At 67.4% G+C, this 22,305-nt stretch carries 22 protein-coding genes; 20 read left to right on the plus strand and 2 right to left on the minus strand.

Annotated elements, in window-relative coordinates; genetic code table 11:
- Nucleotides 1-43: 43 nt before the first annotated feature.
- The 15 genes from JHW45_RS11030 (at nucleotide 44) to JHW45_RS11100 (ending at nucleotide 14,230) form a co-directional block, all read left to right on the plus strand.
- Complete coding sequence (locus JHW45_RS11030) at nucleotides 44-250, plus strand: DUF6511 domain-containing protein (protein ID WP_050474573.1); 207 nt, start codon at nucleotides 44-46, stop codon at nucleotides 248-250.
- The gene (locus JHW45_RS11035; protein WP_272857726.1) at nucleotides 247-648 is read left to right on the plus strand and encodes a hypothetical protein; all 402 of its coding nucleotides are present in this window, start codon (nucleotides 247-249) and stop codon (nucleotides 646-648) included. The genes JHW45_RS11030 and JHW45_RS11035 overlap by 4 nt, the downstream gene beginning before the upstream one ends.
- On the plus strand, nucleotides 635-1,402 hold the full coding sequence (locus tag JHW45_RS11040) for a hypothetical protein (RefSeq protein ID WP_163464888.1): 768 nt from the start codon (nucleotides 635-637) through the stop codon (nucleotides 1,400-1,402). Before JHW45_RS11035 ends, JHW45_RS11040 begins: the two co-directional genes overlap by 14 nt.
- Nucleotides 1,399-3,720, plus strand: coding sequence for an AAA family ATPase (locus tag JHW45_RS11045; protein WP_272857727.1), 2,322 nt, complete (start codon nucleotides 1,399-1,401; stop codon nucleotides 3,718-3,720). The genes JHW45_RS11040 and JHW45_RS11045 overlap by 4 nt, the downstream gene beginning before the upstream one ends.
- Nucleotides 3,721-4,060: 340 nt before the next feature.
- Nucleotides 4,061-4,600, plus strand: a complete 540-nt coding sequence (locus JHW45_RS11050) for a crossover junction endodeoxyribonuclease RuvC (protein WP_246217986.1) — start codon at nucleotides 4,061-4,063, stop codon at nucleotides 4,598-4,600.
- Entirely contained in the window at nucleotides 4,597-4,797 is a 201-nt protein-coding gene (locus JHW45_RS11055) for a hypothetical protein (protein ID WP_028720215.1), read from the plus strand. Before JHW45_RS11050 ends, JHW45_RS11055 begins: the two co-directional genes overlap by 4 nt.
- Nucleotides 4,790-5,170 (plus strand): DUF6362 family protein, encoded by a 381-nt coding sequence (locus tag JHW45_RS11060; protein WP_018303644.1) that lies wholly within the window; start codon nucleotides 4,790-4,792, stop codon nucleotides 5,168-5,170. The genes JHW45_RS11055 and JHW45_RS11060 overlap by 8 nt, the downstream gene beginning before the upstream one ends.
- Nucleotides 5,171-5,585: 415 nt before the next feature.
- Complete coding sequence (locus tag JHW45_RS11065) at nucleotides 5,586-6,950, plus strand: site-specific DNA-methyltransferase (protein ID WP_093359550.1); 1,365 nt, start codon at nucleotides 5,586-5,588, stop codon at nucleotides 6,948-6,950.
- A 1-nt stretch (nucleotide 6,951) separates the two neighbouring features.
- A complete protein-coding gene (locus JHW45_RS11070) occupies nucleotides 6,952-7,581 on the plus strand; it encodes a DNA cytosine methyltransferase (RefSeq protein ID WP_272857728.1) in 630 nt (209 codons plus the stop codon).
- 45 nt (nucleotides 7,582-7,626) lie between these two features.
- Entirely contained in the window at nucleotides 7,627-8,562 is a 936-nt protein-coding gene (locus tag JHW45_RS11075) for an IS110 family RNA-guided transposase (RefSeq protein ID WP_074555568.1), read from the plus strand.
- A 622-nt stretch (nucleotides 8,563-9,184) separates the two neighbouring features.
- Entirely contained in the window at nucleotides 9,185-10,216 is a 1,032-nt protein-coding gene (locus JHW45_RS11080) for an IS110 family RNA-guided transposase (protein ID WP_272857729.1), read from the plus strand.
- A gap of 475 nt (nucleotides 10,217-10,691) precedes the next feature.
- A complete protein-coding gene (locus JHW45_RS11085; RefSeq protein ID WP_272857730.1) occupies nucleotides 10,692-10,931 on the plus strand; it encodes a DUF7220 family protein in 240 nt (79 codons plus the stop codon).
- Nucleotides 10,932-11,019: 88 nt separating this feature from the next.
- Nucleotides 11,020-12,312: a tyrosine-type recombinase/integrase gene (locus JHW45_RS11090; protein ID WP_272857731.1), complete on the plus strand. Its 1,293-nt coding sequence runs from the start codon at nucleotides 11,020-11,022 to the stop codon at nucleotides 12,310-12,312.
- A complete protein-coding gene (locus JHW45_RS11095; RefSeq protein WP_272857732.1) occupies nucleotides 12,306-13,220 on the plus strand; it encodes a tyrosine-type recombinase/integrase in 915 nt (304 codons plus the stop codon). The genes JHW45_RS11090 and JHW45_RS11095 overlap by 7 nt, the downstream gene beginning before the upstream one ends.
- Nucleotides 13,217-14,230, plus strand: coding sequence for a tyrosine-type recombinase/integrase (locus JHW45_RS11100; protein WP_272857733.1), 1,014 nt, complete (start codon nucleotides 13,217-13,219; stop codon nucleotides 14,228-14,230). Before JHW45_RS11095 ends, JHW45_RS11100 begins: the two co-directional genes overlap by 4 nt.
- A 199-nt stretch (nucleotides 14,231-14,429) precedes the next feature.
- Here JHW45_RS11100 and JHW45_RS11105 read toward each other — a convergent pair whose 3' ends face one another.
- Nucleotides 14,430-15,002 (minus strand): DUF3489 domain-containing protein, encoded by a 573-nt coding sequence (locus JHW45_RS11105; RefSeq protein ID WP_272857734.1) that lies wholly within the window; start codon nucleotides 15,000-15,002, stop codon nucleotides 14,430-14,432.
- A 95-nt stretch (nucleotides 15,003-15,097) separates the two neighbouring features.
- Nucleotides 15,098-15,406, minus strand: a complete 309-nt coding sequence (locus tag JHW45_RS11110) for a hypothetical protein (RefSeq protein ID WP_272857735.1) — start codon at nucleotides 15,404-15,406, stop codon at nucleotides 15,098-15,100.
- 111 nt (nucleotides 15,407-15,517) lie between these two features.
- Between JHW45_RS11110 and JHW45_RS11115 the strand changes: the two genes are divergently transcribed.
- From JHW45_RS11115 to JHW45_RS11135, 5 genes are all read left to right on the plus strand, one after another.
- Nucleotides 15,518-16,114 carry a hypothetical protein gene (locus JHW45_RS11115; RefSeq protein ID WP_272857736.1) on the plus strand — a complete coding sequence of 199 codons (597 nt, stop codon included), beginning with the start codon at nucleotides 15,518-15,520 and terminating at the stop codon, nucleotides 16,112-16,114.
- Complete coding sequence (locus JHW45_RS11120) at nucleotides 16,062-18,065, plus strand: phage terminase large subunit family protein (RefSeq protein WP_272857737.1); 2,004 nt, start codon at nucleotides 16,062-16,064, stop codon at nucleotides 18,063-18,065. Before JHW45_RS11115 ends, JHW45_RS11120 begins: the two co-directional genes overlap by 53 nt.
- A 2-nt stretch (nucleotides 18,066-18,067) precedes the next feature.
- Nucleotides 18,068-18,277, plus strand: coding sequence for a phage head-tail joining protein (locus JHW45_RS11125; protein ID WP_177208251.1), 210 nt, complete (start codon nucleotides 18,068-18,070; stop codon nucleotides 18,275-18,277).
- Nucleotides 18,277-19,845 carry a phage portal protein gene (locus tag JHW45_RS11130; protein WP_272857738.1) on the plus strand — a complete coding sequence of 523 codons (1,569 nt, stop codon included), beginning with the start codon at nucleotides 18,277-18,279 and terminating at the stop codon, nucleotides 19,843-19,845. The genes JHW45_RS11125 and JHW45_RS11130 overlap by 1 nt, the downstream gene beginning before the upstream one ends.
- Nucleotides 19,846-21,220: 1,375 nt before the next feature.
- On the plus strand, nucleotides 21,221-22,252 hold the full coding sequence (locus tag JHW45_RS11135) for an IS110 family RNA-guided transposase (protein WP_272857729.1): 1,032 nt from the start codon (nucleotides 21,221-21,223) through the stop codon (nucleotides 22,250-22,252).
- Nucleotides 22,253-22,305: the final 53 nt, after the last annotated feature.

Consider the following 22,305-nt stretch of genomic DNA (forward strand, 5'->3'; position numbering starts at 1 on the left):
CTGCCAGTCCTTCTGGACGCGCTTGGCGCGGGAGCGTTTCGCCATGGTTGACCTGACCGAGGAGGAGCGCGCCGCGATCACCGCCACCATGAAGCGCGTCGCCCTGCTGATGGACGAGATCGGCTGGGCCACCCCGCTCGCCGATCTGACCGAGCCGCAGGTGCGCGCGCTGATCGAGGAAGCCGTCGAGGGCTTCCGCGAGGCCATGTCCGACATCGCCCGGGCGCAGACGCCGGAGGTGCCGTTTTGACCAAGCTCTGCACGAAATGCGGCGTCGAGAAGGACGTCTGCGAGTTCGGACGCCGCCGGCTCAGTCCCGATGGTCGGCAGACCTGGTGCCGCGACTGCCGCCGGGAATACCAGCGCGCCTACGCGCAGAAATTCAGGAACCCCGAGAAGCATCGGGAGGCGCAGCGTCGCTATCGCCTGCGCCACGCCGAGAAATATCGGGCCCACAGCATCGTCCGGCATGCCGTCAAGGCTTGTCGGATCGTCGTGCCGGTCTGGTGTCAGCGATGTGGCTGCGTGACCGACCTCGAAGCGCATCACCACGCCTATGACGCGCCGCTCTCGGTCGAATGGCTCTGCTCGACCTGCCACGGGCTCGCCCACCGCAGCTACGAGGGAGGCCAGCATGCTGGACTATAACCGCCGCCCCAGCTTTGCCGACAAGGTCAACGCCGCCGTCGATCGGGCGCTCACGGCCGATCAGGCGACGCGGCCGCCCCGCGACTATCTCGGCGGCTCGCGCCTCGGCCATGCCTGCGAGCGCGCCCTTCAGTTCGAGTTCACGGCGACGCCGAAGGACGAGGGCCAAGACTTCAGCGGCCAATCGCTGCGCATCTTCGCCATCGGCCATGCGCTCGAGGATCTGGCCGTCGCCTGGCTGCGCGGCGCGGGCTTCGACCTCTACACGCGCAAGGGCAACCGGCCCGATGGCGGCCAGTTCGGTTTCTCGGTCGCTGGCGGGCGCATCCGCGGTCATGTCGACGGCATCATTGCCGCCGGGCCCGAGGGCTTCGGTCTGGCCGTTCCCGCACTCTGGGAATGCAAGACGATGAACGCGAAGAACTGGCGCGCCTGCGTCAAGGACGGCGTGACGAAATCCAAGCCGGTCTACGCCGCCCAGATCGCGCTCTACCAAGCCTACATGGAAGGGACGGTCCCCGGCATCTCGGCCGCGCCCGCGCTCTTCACCGCGATCAACAAGGACACCGCCGAGCTTCATCATGAGCTGGTGCCTTTCGACGCCGATCTCGCGCAGCGCATGTCGGACCGCGGGGTGCGGATCCTTCAGGCGACCGATGCGGGCGAGCTTCTGCCGCGCGTCGCCACCACGCCCGACTTCTTCGAATGCCGCTTCTGCCCCTGGTCCGAGCGCTGCTGGGGGCTTCCCGCATGAGCGACGACGGCATCCTGCACTTCAACCCGTGGATGGACTTCAACGACGGGCCGCCGTCCGAGAACCCATTCGGCTGCGACCCCGACCCCGAGCAGATCGCCGTCTTCCTCGACACCGTGTTCAGCTGGTGCGAGGGGCTGATCCCGCTCCGCGGTTTCGTCGACAAGGGTCAGGGCCGGGACGGCAAGCCGCACAACATCTGGATCCCCGCCGATGACACCGCGCCGGGGAAACTCGCGACCTTCGCCGCGTGGGCGAACCGCGAGGGCGCGGCGGTCTATGTCATCCCCGGCACGGTCGCCGAACAGGGCCAGGCCCGCGCCGCCGACGTGCTGCAGATGCAGGCCATCGTCGTCGATCTCGATGCGGGCGACATCCCGGCCAAGCTGGACCATGTCACCCGCCACCTCGGCCCGCCCACGCTCATCATCGAAAGCGGCGGGCGCACGCCCGAGGGCGCGGCCAAGCTCCATGTCTGGTGGAAACTGACCGAGCCCGCCGAAGGCGACGACCTGGCCACCCTCTGTCGCCTGCGGGGCGAGATCGCGGTGAAGGTCGGCGGCGACACGCATTTCCGCTCCGCGCACCAGCCGATCCGGGTGCCAGGCACCGTCTATCACAAGCACGGCCATCAACGCCTCGTGCAGATCCGCGAGCATCGCTCGGTCGAAGTGGATCTTGCCGATTTCGCGGAAAAGGTCGCCGACATGCCGCCGCTGCCAGGCGTGGGCTTCGCCAGCGACGTCTCGGCCCCGCAGGCCAAGCCCGGCATCGACGCGGTGCTCACCACGCCGGTGCGCGAAGGCGCGGTGGACGACTGGTCCCGCTTCCAGGGGGCCAGCGCCGCCATCGGCCATTACGTACGCCTCGTCCACGAGGGCCGCCTCGATCCCTTCGCGGGCTGGGAGGCGATCTGCGGCTACAACGCCGCCATGCTGCGCCCGTCCTGGCCGCTCGATCGGCTGATGGCCGAGTCCGAACGCCTCTGGACGCTGCATGTGAAGCGCAACGGTCCGCCGCTCCTGCGCGCGGCCCGCGTCGATGCTCCGGCAAGCCCGCTGCCGACATTCAGCCTCGGCGCGCTGCTCGACGACACGAGCCCGATGCCCGAGGACATCATCGGTCCGCGCGTGCTGACGCCGGGCGGTCTCCTGGTGCTGGGGGGCGCGCCCAAGGTCGGCAAGAGTGACTTCCTGATCTCCTGGCTCGTGCACATGGCGGCGGGCGTGCCGTTCCTCGGCTTCACGCCGCCCCGGCCGCTGCGCGTGTTCTACCTGCAGGCCGAGATCCAGTATCACTACCTGCGCGAGCGCATGCAGCAGATCGCTCTGGCCGCCGCCGTGATCGCCGCCGCGCGCGACACCTTCATCGCCACGCCCAAGCTGAAGCTGCTGCTCGACGCGGAGGGCGTCGCCCGCGTGGCCGAGGCGATGCGGGCCGCATTCGCCGACGCGCCGCCCGACATCATCGTCATCGATCCGATCCGCAACCTCTTCGACGGTGGCCCCGAGGGTGGCGGCGAGAACGACAACACCGCCATGATGTTCTTCCTGAAGGACCGGGTCGAGCTCCTGCGAGAGGCGGTCAATCCGGACGCGGGCGTCATCCTAGCCCACCACACCCGCAAGGCCAGCAAGCACCAGGTCAAGGACGATCCCTTCCTCGCGCTCTCCGGCGCTAGCGCGCTGCGCGGCTTCTACACCTCAGGTCTGCTCATGCACCGACCAGACGAGGATAGCACCGTCCGCAGGCTGGAGATCGAGCTTCGGAACGGCCCTGCGCTGCCGGGCAAGCTCATCGACAAGGTGAAGGGCGAGTGGGTCGAGCTGAATCCGATGAACGAGCGCCTGGTGCGCAAGGAGGTCGGCGCCAAACTCGATGCCGAACGGCTGCGCAAGCACGATGTCATCCTCGGCATGTTGCTGGATGAGGCGGCGAGCGAGCGCCTCTACACCGCGATGCAGTTCGCCGAGACCTTCGAGAACCGGGGAGGTCTGGGCAGCAAGCACACGATCCGCGAGCGCCTCAGCGTGCTGGCGACCAAGGGCTTCGTGAAGTTCCTGCGCGACGCCTCGGGGTTCGGCTTCCCCGTCACCCGGTCGCGGTTCGGCTATCTCTGCGTCGAGGGCATGCAGTTCGGCGCGCCCGTCGAGCATGTCGATCCGGACACCGGCGAGGTCGCCACAACCGCCCGTCCGGTCCTGCCCAGCCACTTCAAATGCCCCCAGTCCGGACTCTGCCTGCAGGTCGAAAACCCCGCCGTCTGGGTCTACCCGGAGGGGCTCGAGGACGACCTAACTCATATGAGTGAGGCCTGACTCATATGACAGCGCCAACTGTGCACTCAACGAAATCAACGGGTTACGGGCAAATAAGAGTTAGGTCCCTAACTCATGCCCGAAGACTTCATGAAGTCTTATTCCGCAATGATTCCAGCCACTTGAACGCCCCGGAACAGTTAGGTGTCAAACCCCCATACTACGTATGGGAGGGCCACCCCACAGGGTTGGCCACTCCTCCCATACGTCCGGGTCAGCCGCGCGCGCCGCCGTGACGCTCCCTTGTGCTCTCCGATCCGACGACGGCGGGCCCGTACCGCCAAGCACCAGACCGCCGTCGTCTTCCACCACCACAGGCCACCGGCAAAGGAGACCCATCATGGCTCAGCCGACTCTGATCCCGAATTGCGACGGCGCAAGGTTTGAATCGCTGCCGCTCGACACCTCCCGCAACCGCTGCATCCTCGCCCTCGACCTCGGCACCACGACTGGCTGGGCGATCCGCGGCCATGACGGTCTGATCACCAGCGGCACCGTCTCGCTCCGCCCCGGCCGCTTCGATGGCGGCGGCATGCGCTACCTGCGCTTCACCAACTGGCTGACCGAGATCGACCGGCTGTCCGGTCCTGTCGCCGCCATCTGGTTCGAGGAAGTCCGCCGCCACGCGGGCACCGACGCGAGCCATATCTACGGCGGGCTTATGGCCACGCTGACCGCATGGGCGGAACTTCGCGGCGTGCCGTACGAGGGCGTGCCGGTCGGCACGATCAAGCGCCACGCCTCGGGCAAGGGCAACGCCGACAAAGCCACCATGGTCGCCGCCGTCCGCGCCCGCGGCTTCAGCCCGGCCGACGACAACGAGGCCGACGCCATCGCCATCCTGCTCTGGGCGATCGAGACGAAAGGGGGTGTCGCATGAGGTGGCACCCCCATGGCTACGGCGGTCGGCGCCGGGATCCCGAACAGGTCAAGCGCGAGGGCTGGCAGGAACAGGGCGTCCTCGCGGTCTCCGCTGATGACGACCGCCTCACCTGGCCCGAGCGTGAACTGGTCCGCCAGCTGGGCGAGAAGCTCTACGGCCCGCGCCCTTCCGACAGGGAGGCGCGGCATGGCTGATCGCGAATGGACCGCCGACTGCGTCGCCGATCATTTCGAGGAGGCATTCCGCACCCTGCGCAAGCTGCCGCCGGTGAAGGCACAGGGCTACTTCAACACCTGGCCCGACATCGTGCGGACCAGCCGCGAGATCGCCGCGATGGAGCCGCAGCCGATGCGGGTCTGGCCCTCTGCCGCCGCGATCACCCGGCTTGAGCAGACCTTCGACTGGGTGCTCTGGATCGAGGAGGCGGAGCGCAAGCTGGTCTGGTCGCGTGCGGCCCGGGTGCCGTGGAAGCAGATCAGCGGCGAGCTGGGGTGCGACCGCACGACCGCCTGGCGGCGCTGGCAACTGGCGCTGACCAAGATCGCCGCGCGGCTGAATGCACAGTGACTCCAATGTGTTGCAACACTTTTTCCTTCGACATCTGCAACATGATCGTGCTATTCCGAAGGCAAGATGGGGAGAGTGCGCTGGAAGCTCGCTCTCCCTTTTGCGTTGACGGGGGCCTTCTGGACCCCGGTATCCAGCGAGGGTCCGGCCGGGGTCCAGCCCACGGCAGTTTCTGGTTCCTTCCTGGCGACATTTGTATGCTGGCGGGCGAAGCGCGGAACATCGCCAGCGACAGGGCCGGATTTTTGGGAAGCCACCCGGAAGCCGGAGCCACGCGCGCCCCGCGCAAACACCAATGAACGCTGGCCTTCCGACCGGACACCGCTGGTGGCCGCTGGACCCCGTGTGGAGTCCGGCCCGGCATCCGGAGTCCGGAAGCCACCGGCATCCACCCGACCGAGGAACCGTGCCCATCATGACGTTGAGCTTCGCCCCGGACGCGATCGAGACGTGGCCGCTGTCGCGCCTCCAGCCCTACGCGAAGAACGCGAAGGCGCATGGCGCGGATCAGGTCGCGAAGATCGCCGCCAGCATGGCCGAGTTCGGCTGGACCGTGCCCTGCCTCGTCGGCGAGGACGGCGAACTGATAGCAGGCCACGGGCGCGTGCTGGCCGCGACGCAGCTCGGGCTGACCGAGGCGCCGGTGATCGTGCTCGGGCACCTGACCGAAGCGCAGCGCCGGGCGTACCGGATTGCGGACAACAAGCTGACGGAACTCGGCACCTGGGACGAGGCGCTGCTGTCGGCGGAACTGAACGACCTGCTGGCCGAAGACTTCGACCTGTCGCTGGTCGGGTTTTCCGATGGCGAACTCGACAAGCTGCTGGCCTTCGATCTCGACGGTGGCGGCGAGGAAGAGGGCGCCGGGGGCTCCGTGCCGCCGGTGACCATCCCCGAACCCCCACGCAATCCGGCGTCGCGGACGGGCGATCTCTGGATCCTCGGCGATCACCGGCTGCTGTGCGGCGACAGCACCAGCGCGGCCGATGTGCGCCGCCTGATGAACGGTGAGCGCGCGATCCTTTTCGCGACCGATCCACCGTATCTCGTCGACTACGACGGCTCGAACCATCCGACCCGCAACAAGGACTGGTCGGCGTCCTACGGCACGACTTGGGACGACAGTTCGCAGGGCGCGGAACTCTATGACGGGTTCATCGCTGCAGCCGTGGCGGAAGCCATCGCCGAGGATGCTGCCTGGTACTGCTGGCACGCCTCGCGCCGCCAGGCGATGCTGGAAGCCTGCTGGGAGAAGGCTGGCGCCTTTGTGCATCAGCAAATCATCTGGGTGAAAGACCGGGGCGTCCTGACCCGGTCGCATTACCTCTGGAAGCACGAGCCCTGTTTCATGGGCTGGCGTCGCCCGAACCGCCCGCCGAAGGTGGCCGAGGAAACGCTGCCATCGACATGGGCGCTTCCCAGCTTCGCCAAGGATGACCGGCCTGACCATCCGACGCCGAAGCCGCTCGACGCCTTCGGGATCCCGATGCGCCAGCATGTGGCGCGGGGCGGCCTCTGCTATGAGCCGTTCTCCGGCTCCGGGTCGCAGATCATGGCGGGCGAGGCCAATGGCCGCCGCGTCTTCGCAATGGAGATCAGCGCGGCGTATGTCGATGTCGCCGTGGAGCGTTGGCAGGCCGAAACCGACAAGGACGCGATCCTCGACGGCGACGGCCGGACCTTCGCGCAGGTGAAGGCGGAGCGGCTGGGCGACGTCACCGATACGCCGGACACGGACGCCGAACCCGAACCCGCGCGAAAGCGCCAGACCGCCGCGTGACATGCATGACCTGGCTCTACCTTCCTCCGGAGACGCTTCCGGAGCCGGAGACGCATGTCTGTTCGGCCTCTCCCTCTGCTCCGGCGCGGGCGGTATCGACCTCGGGCTCACCATCGCCATCCCCGGATATCGTGCTGTGGGCCATGTCGAACGGGAAACCTTCGCCGCAGCCACTCTCGTGGCGCGGATGGAAGACGCGTCCCTGGATCAGGCTGTTGTCTGGGACGATGTTGCAACTTTCGACGGCCGCCCGTGGCGCGGCGCGGTGGACATCGTCACTGCGGGCTATCCGTGCCAGCCGTTCTCCGTCGCGGGCAAACGCCGGGGCGCCGACGACCCGCGCCACCTCTGGCCGCATGTCGCCCGCATCATCGGCGAGGTCGAACCGCCCTTCGTCTTCCTCGAGAATGTCGCCCATCATCTCCGCCTCGGCTTCCCCGAAGTCGCCGCAGGACTGGTCGGCATGGGCTTGTCTTATGACTTCCCTCGGCTTCCTTGCGATAAGGGAGCCGCTGCCCGGCACCCCAAATATGCCGGGCAGCGGCGGGGGACGGATCGAGAATGGGTCGGCCGTTGCGGGCCGTGCGGTAGTGTGATCGCCCCCGTCTTTTCTCATGACCTGAACGGATAGCAGGGCTTCGGGCCTGCATGACAAGCAGAGGTAAGGAAAAGACGGATGCAGGATATCATCGGCATCGACATCTCGAAAGACCGGCTGGACGCGTTCCGGCTCTCGGATCGGCAACACAACTCTTTCGGAAACGACAAGGCCGGGTTCAAGACCTTGCTGAAATGGATCGGCAACACCGAAGGACTGCGGATCGTCTACGAGCCGACCGGCCCCTATCATCGTGGAATGGAGGAAGCGCTCGCAAAGGCGGGACATGCGCTGGTCAAGGTCAATCCTCGCCAGGCGCGGCGCTTCGCGGAGGCCACTGGCACGCAGGCCAAGACAGATCGGGTGGATGCGATGCTGCTGGCGCGGATGGGGCTCGCACTCGACCTGCCGCCGCGGCCGGTTCGTGGCGAACTCATGAACGAACTGAGGGAGTTGCACGTCGCGCGGCTGGCGCTGATCAAGGATCGGACGGCGGCAGGAAACCGTGCTGAAACAGCAGCGATCAGCCTGATCCGCCGCCAGGCGAAGGCGCGGCTGGCCATCATCGAGAAGCAGCTTGCCGAAGTTGACGAAACCATCTCCACCCTGATCGCAGCGGACCCCGCCCTGGCCGAGCGTCTCGACATCCTGACCTCTATTCCCGGCATCGGCGCCGTGACCGCGTGCATGCTGCTGATCGAGATGCCGGAGCTCGGCACCCTCGAGCCGAAACAGGCCGCGAGCCTCGCCGGGCTGGCACCCTTCACGCGCCGTTCGGGCAAGTGGAAGGGAAAGGAAATGATCCGCGGCGGACGCGCCAGCCTGCGCGCCGCGATCTTCATGCCCGCCCTCGTCGCCATCCGCTTCAACACAGACCTCAAGCGAAAATACCAGCAGCTGCTTGAAAGCGGCAAAGCACCAAAGCTCGCGATCACCGCCGTCATGCGCAAGCTCGTCCTCCTCGCCAATGCGCTGCTGCGCGACGGCCGGAAATGGGCCGACAGACCCGCTTGACCAAGACGGATACTACCGCCTTGCGGCAGGCCTCTTCACGGCGGCGGAAGTCGGCGCGCCCCACAAGCGCGAGCGGCTCTTCATCCTCGCCATCCGCGAAGGGGACGAGCTGGCCGACCCCGCGCGCCTGCTCTGGCACCCGGTCGAGTGGCGGGAACCGGACGGAACTGCTGCGGCTCTGGCCGACGCCAAGGGCCAGCGCCAACGAGAACAGGCAGACAATACCGACGCCGTCGCAGAAAGCGGGCCAGCACGGCATGAACCTGGCGACCACGGCTGCGATGTGGCCCACGCCGCAGACCGACAGTTTCCGCAGCCGGGGCGGCGAACGACGAGACGAGAAGGGTCTGGACCGCATGGCGCGGGACTGGCCGACGCCGATGGCGAACGACGGCTGCAAGCCGAGCGCGGGCAACCGCAAGACGGCCGATCTGACCCATGCGGTGGGATTGTGGATGACGCCGACGGCGCGGGATCACAAGGACGGGGCGACGACACTCGCGAACACGCCGGTGAACGGCCTGCTTGGCCGCCAGATGGGGTGGATGCCGCCCTTCCTCGGCGGCAACGCCATGTGCCACATTCGTGGTGCTTGGTTCCACGAGAGGAAAAGGAGGCATCCATGGAAAAAGGTATCATCGTCGGGGTCGATCTTGCAAAGCACAGCTTTCAATTGCACGGGTCATCGGCGGACGGGACCGTTCTGTTTCGCAAGAAGCTCAGCCGACCACAGTTTCACCGTTTCATGTCGGAGCAGCCGCATTGCACCGTTGTCATGGAGGCCTGCGGCGGGGCACATTTCTGGGCGCGTGAACTTGTGCGACTGGGCCATGAAGCGCGGCTGATCTCGGCGCGCTACGTGAAGCCGTTCATCAAGCGGCAGAAAAACGACGCGGCCGACGCCGAGGCGATTGTCGAGGCGGCAACCCGTCCGACGATGCGGTTCGTCGAGGTCAAGAGTGCAGAACAGCAGGCCCGCGCCGTCGTGTTCCGGACCCGTGAGCAACTTCTGAAGCAACGAACCGAGCTGGTGAACGCGCTGCGTTCGCATCTCTACGAATTTGGGTATGTGGCACCACAGGGGATCCACAATCTTCCGCGCATCGCGGAAATTCTTGATGATGAAAATACGGATATTCCGCTGCTGGCGCGCGAGACCTGCCTTGATCTGCTCTCACAAATCTCCGCTCAAACCGCCCGGATAAATGCGCTGACGAAGCGGATGGGCGAACTGGCCCGCACGGCGGACACGACCCGCAGATTGCAGACAATGCCGGGCATCGGGCCGATCGGCGCTCTGGCTATCGAAACCTTCGCGCCGCCGATGGAAACCTTCGGCTGCGGCCGAAACTTCGCCGCTTGGCTGGGTCTCGTGCCCCGGCAGAACTCGACCGGGGGCAAACAGCGGCTCGGTCGAACGTCGAAGATGGGCCAGCAAGACATTCGGCGATTGCTGATCATCGGCGCGATGGCCGTGGTGCGGTGGACAAGTCAGAAAGGCGCCCGTCCGGGGACATGGCTGGCGCGTATGCTGGCGACGAAGCCGCGAATGCTCGTGGCAGTCGCACTGGCAAACAAGATGGCTCGTGGCATCTGGGCGATGCTGACGCGCAAGGAGGATTATCGAGATCCGGGGCAGTTGATGGCGGCGTGATACCGCGACGACCATCATCTGAAACCGGTACGCCGAGGATGTAGGGAGAGGTGCCAAACTTCATGGGAAAATGATCGAACAGATCAGGGTCAGGAAAACCAGTCCAGGACACAGAGCCACTCGCTCGCCCGCCAGATTTGGACCTGGCCCGCGGATCACCATACCGGCCGGCGGCGCGTGAAAGGCCGCACTATCAGGCCTGACACAAGCACGCACTCGATCAGAAACTCAGAACAAGGCAAATCAACTTGCAAACCGGGCGGCATCCACACAAGGTCCTGGTGACGCCGATGGCTGGGAGCGATACCTCCGAGCCGCGCCGGACCTTGAACCCGCTGTTCGTCGAGGCACTGATGGGTTGGCCCACCGGGTGGACCGGCTTCGCCTCTGTGGCAACGGCGTGGTCCCCTTGGTTGCGGCGCATGCGCTGCGAACTCTCGCGGCTGAACTGCTGGCCGATGGATGAGGCAGCGGCATGAAGCAGACCCGCCTCATGTCGCTGGTCGAGTCCGTCGCCAACGTGATCGTCGGCTACGGCGTCGCGGTCGTGACGCAGATCCTGATCTTCCCGATCTTCGGGCTGCACACGACGCTGGCGCAGAACCTGAAGATGGGCGCCATTTTCACCATCTTATGCCGAGCTCGGCATAACACGGTTTATGCTGAGCGCAGGATTATGCGGAGTCGTCCGGGCGTTGGTGTCGCAAGTATCTGACCCGCATTTGTTTTCCTGCCTGCATCGGTCGGCATAATCGGATTGTCCTTCGTGTGGCGCCGCAGTGGCGCCTTTCACGGAGGACAACATGAACGAACTCAACGCGCCGGTCACACGGCGACGCCTTCTGGATGCAGGACCGCACCAAGCCCTGGTTGACGATTATGCCCGGTATCTTGCCGCAACCGGGCTTTCGCACGTTTCGGTTCGGATCCATCGGGGCTCCGCCCTGCATTTCCTGGCCTGGAGCGTCCAGAGCGGCATCGCGCTGGATCATGCCGGGCAGGATATCGTGGCGCGGTTCGCTGCGCATGATTGCCAGTGCCATTCGTCGCCGCGCTCGCTCGGGCAGTACTACATCAACCGGGTCGATGGCTTCGTGCGCTACCTCGCGGCGCGGGGTACTCTGCCGCCGCAGCCTGTGGCCGAGGCACCGGCGGTGGACCACAACGTTGCGGACTGGCTCGATGCGCAGGCCCGGCAGCGCGGGTTGGCAACGGTCACCATCGCGCGGCACAGTCGGATGCTGGCGCAGATCCTGCCGCTGATCGGCAGCGACCCATCGCGTTACACGCCCCGGATTATCCGCGACGGTTTGATCGAACACGCCCGGACGGCGCGGTCCGTGCATTATCCGAAGATGGTGGCAAGCGCGCTGCGCCTGTATCTGCGCCACCTTGCGCAGCGCGGGGTCGCCGCGCCCGGCCTTGACCGTGCGGTTCCCACGGCAAAGACTTGGCGACTGGCGAGCCTGCCGCGCTATCTGGAGCCGGACGCGGTCGAGCGGCTGATCGCGTCCTGCGATCCCGAGACCCCGGGCGGCCGCCGTGACCGGGCGATCCTTCTGCTGCTGGCCCGCTTGGGGCTTCGGGCGCGCGATGTGGCAGAGCTGCGCCTGGCCGATATCGACTGGCGTGCGGGGAACATAGCTGTCTGCGGCAAAGGTCGCCGGGAAGTCCGGTTGCCATTGCCGCAGGATGCAGGCGACGCCCTGATTGCCTGGCTGAGCGGGGCGCGGCCAGCCGCCTCGGGCGATACTGTATTCTCGCGGCTCTTGCCGCCCTTCGATCCCATCAGTTCCGGCGTAGTCGGCGGTGTGGTGCGCCGGGCGGTCGGTCGGGCCGGCATCGAGAATGCGCCCTCGCGCGGCAGCCATCTGCTCAGGCACTCGGCCGCCATCGCGATGCTGCGCGGCGGCGCCACGCTGGACGCCATCGCCACCGTGCTGCGGCACCGGTCGACCGACACCACGGCGCATTACGCGAAGGTGGATGTCTCCATGCTGGGGGACGTGGCGCAAGGCTGGCCGACCGACGGACCGGCATGCCCAGTGGCACCACCGCTCTTCGGCCTGGTCTGGCCGGAGGGCGCGCCATGCTGAGCCGCGACCTCGACGACTACATCGCGCTGCAACGGGCCCGCGGGTTGAAGTTCACGACCCAGCCCTGTCTGCTCAGGAGCTTCGTGGCTGCGGCCACCTTGGCAGGCGATACGCATGTGACGACCGCCCGCGTGCTCGACTGGGCGGTGCGGACGACATCCGACGTACAGGCGCGCAATCGCCTGGCCGTTGTCCGGCGCTTTGCCGAACATCTGGCCGTCGCCGACCCGGCACACGAGGTCCCGCCCGCCGATGCCCTCGGGCGCTGGCGCTTCGAACGGCGGATGCCGCACATCTATACGGGCGACGAGATTGCCGCGCTGATGATGGCAGCCCGGCGGCTCGGTCCTCCGGGTTCGATCCGGGGCGAGACGCTGGCCACGGCGATCGGCCTTCTGGCGGCAACAGGCCTGCGTGTCTCCGAGGCGCTCGGACTCGACACGAGGGACATGACGTCCGAGGGGCTGGTGATCCGCGAGACCAAGTTCCGCAAGAACCGCCTCGTCCCCTTGCATCCCACCGCACGGACGGCGCTTAAGTGCTACATGCGGCGGCGTGCGCAGGTCCGGGGCGCGGGCGATGCACTGTTCGTGAACGACCACGGCCGACGGCCGTCCTATGTCACGATTTACGCGCTCTTCCTGCGGATCGGCCGCGAGACCGGCATCCGCGGCTTGCCCGGCGAGAAAGGGCCACGGCTCCACGACCTGCGCCACACCTTCGCGGTGCGCTCGCTCGAGGCCTGCGACGGCGACCGCCGCGCGATCTCGCGGCACATGCTGGCGCTGGCCACTTACCTTGGCCATGCCGATCCCAGCCACACCTGGTGGTATCTGCAGGCGACGCCGACGCTGATGAGGCATATTGCCGATGCGGGCGAGGCCCTGATGGCGGAGGGTATGGCATGACGCCCCTCGCTCCGCATCTGTCCGCCTTTCTGCGCGACCACCTGCCGCGCGAACGCGGCGCCTCGCAACATACCATCGCATCCTATGCGCATTGTTACCGGCTGCTTCTGAGCTTCGCGGCCGAGCGACGAAAGACGAGGCCCAGCAGGATCGTCATCGAGGATCTCGATGCGACCCTGATCTGCGCCTTCCTGGATCATCTCGAGGCGGAGCGGTCCAACACGGCCCGCAGCCGCAATGCCCGGCTCGCGGCGATCCATTCGCTGTTCCGCTACGTCGAGTATCGCGTGCCCGCTTGCCTCGATCAGGCGCGGCGGATCCACGCGATCCCGATGAAGCGCAGCGCGCAGCCGCTGGTGGGTTACCTGACGCGGGCCGAGATGCAGGCCCTGTTTGCCGCCCCCGATCTGCAAACGGCCGCGGGGCTGCGTGATCAGGCCATGCTGCATCTTGCCTTCGCGGCGGGCTTGCGGGTCTCGGAACTGACCGGCCTCCGGTTGGACCAGTTCGACGATGCCGCGTTGCCCAGCCTGCATGTGATCGGAAAGGGGCGACGTGAACGCATCCTGCCGCTCTGGCAGGACACGGCCCGCGCCGTCCGGCGCTGGATTGCGGTGCGCCCGAAATCGGCCGACCCGCAGTTGTTCCTGAATGCCGCCGGTCGCATGATGACGCGATCGGGGTTCGAATACATCCTGCGAAAACACGCCGCCGCTGCGGCGAAGGCGGCCCCCTCGATCGCGGCCAAGCGGGTGACACCGCATGTCCTGCGCCACAGTTGCGCCATGCACACGCTGCAAGCCACCGGAGATGTGCGCAAGGTCTCGCTCTGGCTTGGCCATGCCAGCGTCCAGACCACCGAGATGTACCTGCGCGCTGATCCAACAGAAAAGCTCGAAGCGCTGACCGCCATGGGGCCGCCAACCCTGCAACGCGGCCGCTTCACCGTGCCGGACAAGCTGATGGCAATGCTGTCCGACGCCGGTAACGGCCGTAATTATGCGGAGTGAACTCCGCCGAAAAACACCGTGGCGTCGGGTATCGGCGCCGCGGACTCCGCATAATCCTGCGCTCAGCATAAACCGTCGTCTCGATCGCCCGTTCCTTCGCCTTGCGGCGGGTGTTCGAGGCGATCCGGATGCGGAGCGCCAAATGATCGACCGCCGCCCCGTAGGGACGGCGGTCATCAGCTTGTCGGGGTCCGGCGCGTCAGGCGGCGGGGAGTTTGTACACGCGCCCCCGATCCTCGACCTTCTCCGAGGTCACCTCGAGCCCGAGCTTCTTCTTCAGCGCCCCGGCCATCGCGCCGCGCACCGTGTGCGACTGCCAGCCCGTCGCGGCCATGATCTCCTCGATGGTCGCGCCCTCCGGCGCGCGCAGCATGGCGATCAGGGTCGCCTGCTTGGTGCCCTCGCGCGGCGTGCGCGTCTTGGGCGCGGCCTTCGGTTCGGTGGGGGTGTTCGGCGCGGCCTCCTCGGTCGGCGCGTCCGTCGCGCCCGCAGGCGCGGGGTTCGCGTCCTCGGGCGCGATGCCGATGGCGGCGAGACCTGCGTCGGTGGCGACCAGCGTGACGCCGTGGCCGTCGCCGGTCTCGCGCCAGACGGGTTCGCCCTTGCGCATGTCGGCATCGACCTCCTGCAGGAAGCCCTTGGCGAGCATCGCGCCGACCACCTTGGCGGCGGCGCCGCCGCGCAGGCTCTCGGGCAGCGGCAGCGCGATGTGGTCCTCGCGCTGGGCGGCGGCGCTGAGGATGATGGATTGGGTATCGGAAAGCTTGGTCATGGGATCGTCTCCGTATTCGGGCCCGCGTCATGCGGCGCCTTCTACGACCCCGAGCCGCGCAGGGCGCGCGGCGGGAGTTCCGGCAGTGCTGGAGATCAGCGGGCGTGCTCGCCCTCGCCGAAGGCGCTGTCGGTGATGCGCTTCAGGAGGCTGGCGTAGTGTTCGAGGGTGCCGACCATGGCCCAGCCCGCCTCGTCGGGGGCGCAGTTGAAATGCTCGTCGCTGAGCGCCTGCAGGCGCGCGAGCATCTCGTCGATCTCGGCTTTCTTGCCGATGAAGGCGGCGAGCGCGTTCGACCGGTTCCTCGAACCGGTGGCGGAACCGGTCTCACCCTTGTTCCGGCGCGCCTTCTCGGCGCGGAGTTCGTGGCGCGGGGTGGTGATCGGGTTCAGGCGCGTGGTCATCGTGATGGCTCCTTGGTGAGTTGCATCGTCCTTCTGACAGGACGTTCGCTCTGTCCGTGACGCTTATCAACTCGATAAGCACATGAATCTGAATGATAATCGGAGCCGCCGATGCAGGGCATGAGCGAGCGCCAGTACGCCGCGCATGTCGGGCTGTCGCGGGGCGCGATCCAGAAGGCCAAGGCCGCCGAGCGGCTGGTCCTCTATCCCGACGGCAGCATCAACGCGGCCGCCAGCGACGCTAGACGGGCCGAGACGACGGACCCGTCGAAGACGAGGAAGGCACCAGCGCCGAAGCTGAAGCCTGTCCCCGAGGCGGCGGTGGCCGCTGTCGGCGATACGCTGCGCGAACAGGGGCTGGCAGTCCCCGCCGTCGGCGGCGGGACGACCTTCCTGCAGGCCAAGACCGCGAACGAGGTGCTGAAGGCGCAGGAGCGGCGCATCCGGCTCCAGAAGCTGAAGGGGGAGTTGATCGAGCGGGCCCGCGCGCTGGCGCTGGTGTTCCGGCTGGCGCGGGAGGAACGGGACGCGTGGGTGAACTGGCCTGCGCGCGCGGCGGCGCTGATGGCGGCCGAGCTCTCGGCCTCATCCAGCGACGCGACGGGCCAGCAGATCACCGTGGAGCCAGCCGCGATGCAGAAGGTCCTGGAGAAACATGTACGCGCCCACCTCGACGAACTCGCCGAGGTCCGGCCCGACTTCCGGTGAAGATGACGCGCTGACCGACTTCGACGGCGCGGGCGAGATCTTGCGTGCCTGGGGCAACGGACTCCGGCCCGACCCGGACCTGACCGTTTCGGAATGGGCGGACCGGCACCGGATGCTCTCGGGGCGGGCTTCAGCCGAACCGGGGCGGTATCGCACCGTGCGCACGCCCTACATGCGCGAGATCATGGACCGGCTGTCGCCGGGGGATCCCACGCAGCGGATCGTGTTCATGAAGGCGGCGCAGGTCGGCGCGACCGAGGCGGGCAACAACTGGATCGGGTTCGCGATCCACCAGGCGCCGGGTCCGATGCTGGCGGTCCAGCCGACCGTGGAACTGGCCAAGCGCAACTCGCGCCAGCGCATCGACCCGCTGATCGATGAAAGCCCAGAGCTGCGGGAGCGGGTGAAGCCCGCGCGATCCCGCGATGCGGGCAACACGATGCTCTCGAAGGAGTTCGCGGGCGGCATCCTGATCATGACGGGCGCGAACTCGGCGGTCGGGCTTCGGTCCACCCCGGCGCGCTACATCTTCCTCGACGAGGTCGACGCCTATCCCGCCTCGGCCGACGAGGAAGGCGATCCGGTCACGCTCGCCGAGGCGCGCTCCCTGACCTTCGCCCACCGGCGCAAGGTGCTGCTGGTCTCGACGCCCACGATCCGGGGGCTGTCGCGCATCGAGCGCGAGTACGAGGCCAGCGACCAGCGTCGGTTCTTCGTGCCGTGCCCACAATGCGGCCACGCACAATGGCTGAAGTTCGACCGGCTGCGCTGGCAAAAGGGCCGCCCGGAGACGGCCGAGTATCACTGCGAGGGCTGCGACGCGGCAATCGCGGAACACCACAAGACGGCGATGTTGGAGGGCGGCGAATGGCGGGCGACCGCCACGGCCGCCGATCCGATCACGGTCGGGTATCACCTTTCGGCGCTCTATTCGCCGATCGGCTGGCTGAGCTGGGAGCGGATCGTGCGGTCATGGGAAGCAGCCCAAGGGTCGGACGAGGCGATCAAGGCGTTCCGCAACACGATCCTCGGCGAGACATGGGTCGAGACCGGGGAAGCGCCCGACTGGCAGCGGCTCTACGACCGGCGCGAACGCTGGAAATCCGGCACGGTGCCAGCAGGCGGGTTGTTCCTGACAGCCGGAGCCGACGTGCAGAAGGACCGGATCGAGGTCGATGTCTGGGCCTGGGGTCGCGGCTTGGAAAGCTGGCTCGTCGATCACGTCGTCATCGAGGGCGGGCCCGACCGGCACGACGCCTGGTCGGAGCTGACCGCGCTGCTGGACAGGTCCTGGCCGCATGAACGCCGCGCGCATCTCAGGATCGCGCGGCTCGCCATCGACACCGGCTACGAGGCCCCGGCGGTCTATTCCTGGTCGCGGGCGCAAGGCTTCGCGCAGGTGTCGCCGGTCAAGGGCGTCGAGGGGTTCAACCGCTCGAGCCCGGTGTCGGGGCCGACCTTTGTCGACGCGACCGAGGGCGGCAAACGCCTGCGGCGCGGGGCGCGGCTCTGGACCGTGGCGGTCTCGACCTTCAAGGCCGAAACCTACCGCTTCCTGCGGCTGGCACGCCCGACCGAGGAGGAGATGGCCGACGGGGCGGCGTTCCCGCCCGGCTCGGTGCACCTGCCGCACTGGGTCGAGAACGAATGGCTGAAGCAGTTCGTGGCCGAGCAGCTGGTGACGGTGCGCACCAAGCGCGGCTTCGCCCGGCTGGAATGGCAGAAGCTGCGCGAGCGCAACGAGGCGCTGGATTGCCGGGTCTACGCCCGCGCAGCCGCCTGGATCGCGGGCGCGGACCGCTGGCCCGACGAGAAATGGCGCGACCTCGAGGATCAGCTCGGGGCCGCCCCCACCGACACCGATCCCGCCGGGCAGATCAACCGGCCGGTACAGGCCCCGCAGGGCAAGCGCCGCTCCGACTGGCTCGGGCGGCGGGAGGGATGGTTCTGAACATGATCGACTGGACGGAAACCGAGCTTTCGGCGCTGCGCCGGGCCTATGCCAGCGGCACGACGCGCGTCAGCTATGACGGCAAGTCGGTGGATTACGGCTCGGCCGAGGATCTGCTCGCCCGCATCCGGACCATCGAGCGCGCCATCGCGGGCTTCAGCCGCCCGCTGCCCGTGGCGGGGCTCGCTGGCTTCTCGCGCGGGGATCGCTGATGTCGGCGACCTGGTTCGACCACGCCATCGCCACGGTGGCGCCGCGCATGGCGGCTCGGCGCGTGATGGCGCGTCAGGCATTCGAGACGCTGACGCGTGGCTATGACGGCGCGGCGCGCGGGCGACGGACGGACGGCTGGCGCGCGCCGGGATCCTCGGCCGACACCGAAATCGGCGTCGCCGGGGCGCTGCTGCGCGACCGCATGCGCGATCTGGTGCGCAACAACCCGCATGCGGCCAAGGCCGTGGCGGTGCTGGTCAACAACATCATCGGCGCGGGCATCATGCCCCGCGCCGCCAGCGGTGACGACACGCTGGACCGGAAGGTGGATACGCTGTTCGAGCGCTGGACGGCGGACTGCGACGCCGATGGCCAGCTTGACTTCTATGGCCTGCAGACGCTGATCTGCCGGGAGATGGTCGAGGCGGGCGAGGTTCTGGTGCGCCGCCGCCTGCGGCGCGCGAGCTACGGCCTGCCGGTGCCGCTGCAATTGCAGGTGCTGGAAGCCGACTTCCTCGACGCCACCAAGTCCGGAGCCCTCGGCGCAGGGCGCCTCGTGCAGGGGATCGAGTTCGACCCGGTCGGGAAGCGCCGGGCTTACTGGCTGCATGCCGAGCATCCGGGCGACGCCTACGGGGCCTTGCAGAACGGGTTGCAGAGCCGCCCGGTCCCCGCGACCGAGATCGCCCATGTCTACGAGAAGCAGCGCACGCAAGCGCGCGGCGTCCCCTGGGGCGCGCCGGTGATCCGGTCGTTGCGTGATCTCGACGACTATGAAGTGGCCGAACTGGTTCGCAAGAAGACCGAGGCCTGCGTCACCGCCATCGTCTTCGGCGACGACGAGGCGCAACAGGGCATCGCGCCCTCCGTGGTCGATGCCGACGGCAACCGGGTGGAACAGTTCGAGCCGGGGCTGATCGCCTATGCCCGCGGCGGCAAGGACATCCGCTTCAACCAGCCCTCGGCGACGGGCGGCTACGGCGAATACAAGCGCGCGAGCCTGCACACGATCTCGGCAGGCTTCCGCGTGCCCTACGAGCTGCTGACGGGGGACCTGTCCCAAGTGAACTACTCCTCGATCCGGGCGGGTCTCGTGGAGTTCCGCCGCCAGATCGACGCCGTCCAATGGCAGCTGTTCATCCCGATGTTCTGCGCCCCGGTGTGGCGGTGGTTCACGGAAGCCGCATGGGCGGCGGGGCAGATCCCGTCGCCGATCGTGCCTGTGGAATGGTCGCCGCCGAAGTTCGAGGCGGTCGATCCGCAGAAGGACGCGATGGCGAACCTGCTGTCCATCCGCTCGGGCACCATGACGCTGGCCGAGGTGATCGCCCGGCAGGGCCGCAACCCCGACGCCGTGCTGGCCGAGATCGCGGCGACCAACGCCAAGCTCGACGCGCTGGGGTTGGTCCTCGACAGCGACCCTCGCCGCGTCACCAAGACCGGCAGCGCACAATCCAAAGACGGGGCCAGCGATCCGGCGAACGATCCGGCCGCCGACGAACCAGACGCCGACGACCCGACCGCCGACGCGGATACAGACCCGGCGCAGGCCGACCAACAGGACTGACCTTCATGGACACGATGATCGAACTGCCGGCCATGCGCCGGTCGGCGGAGCTTGCGCCGAACACGGCCGATGCCGACAACCGCACCGTCGAGGTGGTCTGGTCGGCCGGGGCTCGCGTCCGCCGTGCCACCTTCTTCGGCGAGCCTTATGACGAGGAACTCAGCCTCGACCCGGCCCATGTCCGGCTCGACCGGCTGAACGCGGGCGCGCCGTTCCTGAAGGTGCACGAGCTCGACACGCTCGACGCGGTGATCGGCTCGGTCGTGCCGGGCTCGGCCCGGATCGAGAACGGTCGCGGCATCGCCTTGGTCCGGATCAGCGAGCGTGCCGATGTCGAGCCGATCTGGCGCGACATCCAGGCGGGGCACATCCGCGCCGTCTCCATCGGCTACCAGGTCCACCGGTTTGATATCTCGAAGCCTGATGGCGCCCGCGAGCTCTGGCGCGCGGTGGACTGGACGCCCTTCGAGGTCTCCGCCGTCGCGGTCGGCGCCGACCCAGCAGCGGGCTTCCGCGCCCAGCACCCCCTTCACGACTGCGTCCTCCACCGCCGGGACGCCCCTTCCACCACGAAAGGACCGATCCCGATGACGGACACGACCCAGACCCCGGCGAGCGACGCCGCAACCCCCGCCAACACCCAGCCGACCGCGCCGGTCGAAACCGAGGACACCCCCATGACCGAGCCGAAACCGGCTGCGCCCGACCCGAAGGTCGCGGCCAGCGAGACGCGCAGCCAGAAGACGCAGGTAACTCCCGCGCCCGATACCGAAGTGGTCGCCACCCGCGCCCGCGAGGCCGAGCGCGACCGCGTCTCCACCATCTACGACCTGGCCGGGCGGCTGAACCTCGAGCGCGGCTTCGCCGAGGACCTGGTCAAGCGCGGTGTCAGCGTGGACGAGTCCCGCCGCCTGATCCTCGACCAGGTCGCAGCGAAGTCTGACGAGACCCGGACCTTCCCCCATGTCTCCGTCCCGCTTGGCGGCCGGGACGAGCGCATCACCCGCCGCGACGCGGTGGCGAACGCGCTGCTGCACCGCTACAGCCCGACGCTGTTCCAGCTGGAAGACGCCGCGCGCCAGTATCGCGGCATGACGCTGCTGGAACTGGCCCGCGAAAGCCTCGGCAATGCCGGGGTGAACACCCGCGGCCTGTCGCGCGACGAGGTGGCGACGCGCGCGCTGCATTCGACCTCGGACTTCCCCGAGATCCTCTCGGCAGTCACCAACAAGACCCTGCGGCAAGCCTACGAGGCCTATCCCCGCACCTTCATGCTGTTCTGCCGCCAGATGGGGTGGATGCCGCCCTTCCTCGGCGGCAACGCCATGTGCCACATTCGTGGTGCTTGGTTCCACGAGAGGAAAAGGAGGCATCCATGGAAAAAGGTATCATCGTCGGGGTCGATCTTGCAAAGCACAGCTTTCAATTGCACGGGTCATCGGCGGACGGGACCGTTCTGTTTCGCAAGAAGCTCAGCCGACCACAGTTTCACCGTTTCATGTCGGAGCAGCCGCATTGCACCGTTGTCATGGAGGCCTGCGGCGGGGCACATTTCTGGGCGCGTGAACTTGTGCGACTGGGCCATGAAGCGCGGCTGATCTCGGCGCGCTACGTGAAGCCGTTCATCAAGCGGCAGAAAAACGACGCGGCCGACGCCGAGGCGATTGTCGAGGCGGCAACCCGTCCGACGATGCGGTTCGTCGAGGTCAAGAGTGCAGAACAGCAGGCCCGCGCCGTCGTGTTCCGGACCCGTGAGCAACTTCTGAAGCAACGAACCGAGCTGGTGAACGCGCTGCGTTCGCATCTCTACGAATTTGGGTATGTGGCACCACAGGGGATCCACAATCTTCCGCGCATCGCGGAAATTCTTGATGATGAAAATACGGATATTCCGCTGCTGGCGCGCGAGACCTGCCTTGATCTGCTCTCACAAATCTCCGCTCAAACCGCCCGGATAAATGCGCTGACGAAGCGGATGGGCGAACTGGCCCGCACGGCGGACACGACCCGCAGATTGCAGACAATGCCGGGCATCGGGCCGATCGGCGCTCTGGCTATCGAAACCTTCGCGCCGCCGATGGAAACCTTCGGCTGCGGCCGAAACTTCGCCGCTTGGCTGGGTCTCGTGCCCCGGCAGAACTCGACCGGGGGCAAACAGCGGCTCGGTCGAACGTCGAAGATGGGCCAGCAAGACATTCGGCGATTGCTGATCATCGGCGCGATGGCCGTGGTGCGGTGGACAAGTCAGAAAGGCGCCCGTCCGGGGACATGGCTGGCGCGTATGCTGGCGACGAAGCCGCGAATGCTCGTGGCAGTCGCACTGGCAAACAAGATGGCTCGTGGCATCTGGGCGATGCTGACGCGCAAGGAGGATTATCGAGATCCGGGGCAGTTGATGGCGGCGTGATACCGCGACGACCATCATCTGAAACCGGTACGCCGAGGATGTAGGGAGAGGTG

The sequence above is a fragment of the Paracoccus stylophorae genome (assembly GCF_028553765.1).
In the GTDB taxonomy this organism is placed as follows: Bacteria; Pseudomonadota; Alphaproteobacteria; order Rhodobacterales; family Rhodobacteraceae; genus Paracoccus; species Paracoccus stylophorae.

What these genes read in the sequence shown, in the direction of transcription:
- JHW45_RS11095 (WP_272857732.1), top strand. Translation starts at nt 12,306, where the DNA reads ATGCTGAGCCGCGACCTCGACGACTACATCGCGCTGCAACGGGCCCGC.
- JHW45_RS11080 (WP_272857729.1), top strand. Translation starts at nt 9,185, where the DNA reads ATGGAAAAAGGTATCATCGTCGGGGTCGATCTTGCAAAGCACAGCTTT.
- JHW45_RS11085 (WP_272857730.1), top strand. Translation starts at nt 10,692, where the DNA reads ATGAAGCAGACCCGCCTCATGTCGCTGGTCGAGTCCGTCGCCAACGTG.
- JHW45_RS11120 (WP_272857737.1), top strand. Translation starts at nt 16,062, where the DNA reads ATGTACGCGCCCACCTCGACGAACTCGCCGAGGTCCGGCCCGACTTCC.
- JHW45_RS11105 (WP_272857734.1), bottom strand. Translation starts at nt 15,002, where the DNA reads ATGACCAAGCTTTCCGATACCCAATCCATCATCCTCAGCGCCGCCGCC.
- JHW45_RS11050 (WP_246217986.1), top strand. Translation starts at nt 4,061, where the DNA reads ATGGCTCAGCCGACTCTGATCCCGAATTGCGACGGCGCAAGGTTTGAA.
- JHW45_RS11070 (WP_272857728.1), top strand. Translation starts at nt 6,952, where the DNA reads ATGCATGACCTGGCTCTACCTTCCTCCGGAGACGCTTCCGGAGCCGGA.
- JHW45_RS11100 (WP_272857733.1), top strand. Translation starts at nt 13,217, where the DNA reads ATGACGCCCCTCGCTCCGCATCTGTCCGCCTTTCTGCGCGACCACCTG.
- JHW45_RS11130 (WP_272857738.1), top strand. Translation starts at nt 18,277, where the DNA reads ATGTCGGCGACCTGGTTCGACCACGCCATCGCCACGGTGGCGCCGCGC.
- JHW45_RS11135 (WP_272857729.1), top strand. Translation starts at nt 21,221, where the DNA reads ATGGAAAAAGGTATCATCGTCGGGGTCGATCTTGCAAAGCACAGCTTT.
- JHW45_RS11090 (WP_272857731.1), top strand. Translation starts at nt 11,020, where the DNA reads ATGAACGAACTCAACGCGCCGGTCACACGGCGACGCCTTCTGGATGCA.
- JHW45_RS11110 (WP_272857735.1), bottom strand. Translation starts at nt 15,406, where the DNA reads ATGACCACGCGCCTGAACCCGATCACCACCCCGCGCCACGAACTCCGC.
- JHW45_RS11115 (WP_272857736.1), top strand. Translation starts at nt 15,518, where the DNA reads ATGCAGGGCATGAGCGAGCGCCAGTACGCCGCGCATGTCGGGCTGTCG.
- JHW45_RS11045 (WP_272857727.1), top strand. Translation starts at nt 1,399, where the DNA reads ATGAGCGACGACGGCATCCTGCACTTCAACCCGTGGATGGACTTCAAC.
- JHW45_RS11125 (WP_177208251.1), top strand. Translation starts at nt 18,068, where the DNA reads ATGATCGACTGGACGGAAACCGAGCTTTCGGCGCTGCGCCGGGCCTAT.
- JHW45_RS11055 (WP_028720215.1), top strand. Translation starts at nt 4,597, where the DNA reads ATGAGGTGGCACCCCCATGGCTACGGCGGTCGGCGCCGGGATCCCGAA.
- JHW45_RS11075 (WP_074555568.1), top strand. Translation starts at nt 7,627, where the DNA reads ATGCAGGATATCATCGGCATCGACATCTCGAAAGACCGGCTGGACGCG.
- JHW45_RS11065 (WP_093359550.1), top strand. Translation starts at nt 5,586, where the DNA reads ATGACGTTGAGCTTCGCCCCGGACGCGATCGAGACGTGGCCGCTGTCG.
- JHW45_RS11030 (WP_050474573.1), top strand. Translation starts at nt 44, where the DNA reads ATGGTTGACCTGACCGAGGAGGAGCGCGCCGCGATCACCGCCACCATG.
- JHW45_RS11040 (WP_163464888.1), top strand. Translation starts at nt 635, where the DNA reads ATGCTGGACTATAACCGCCGCCCCAGCTTTGCCGACAAGGTCAACGCC.
- JHW45_RS11060 (WP_018303644.1), top strand. Translation starts at nt 4,790, where the DNA reads ATGGCTGATCGCGAATGGACCGCCGACTGCGTCGCCGATCATTTCGAG.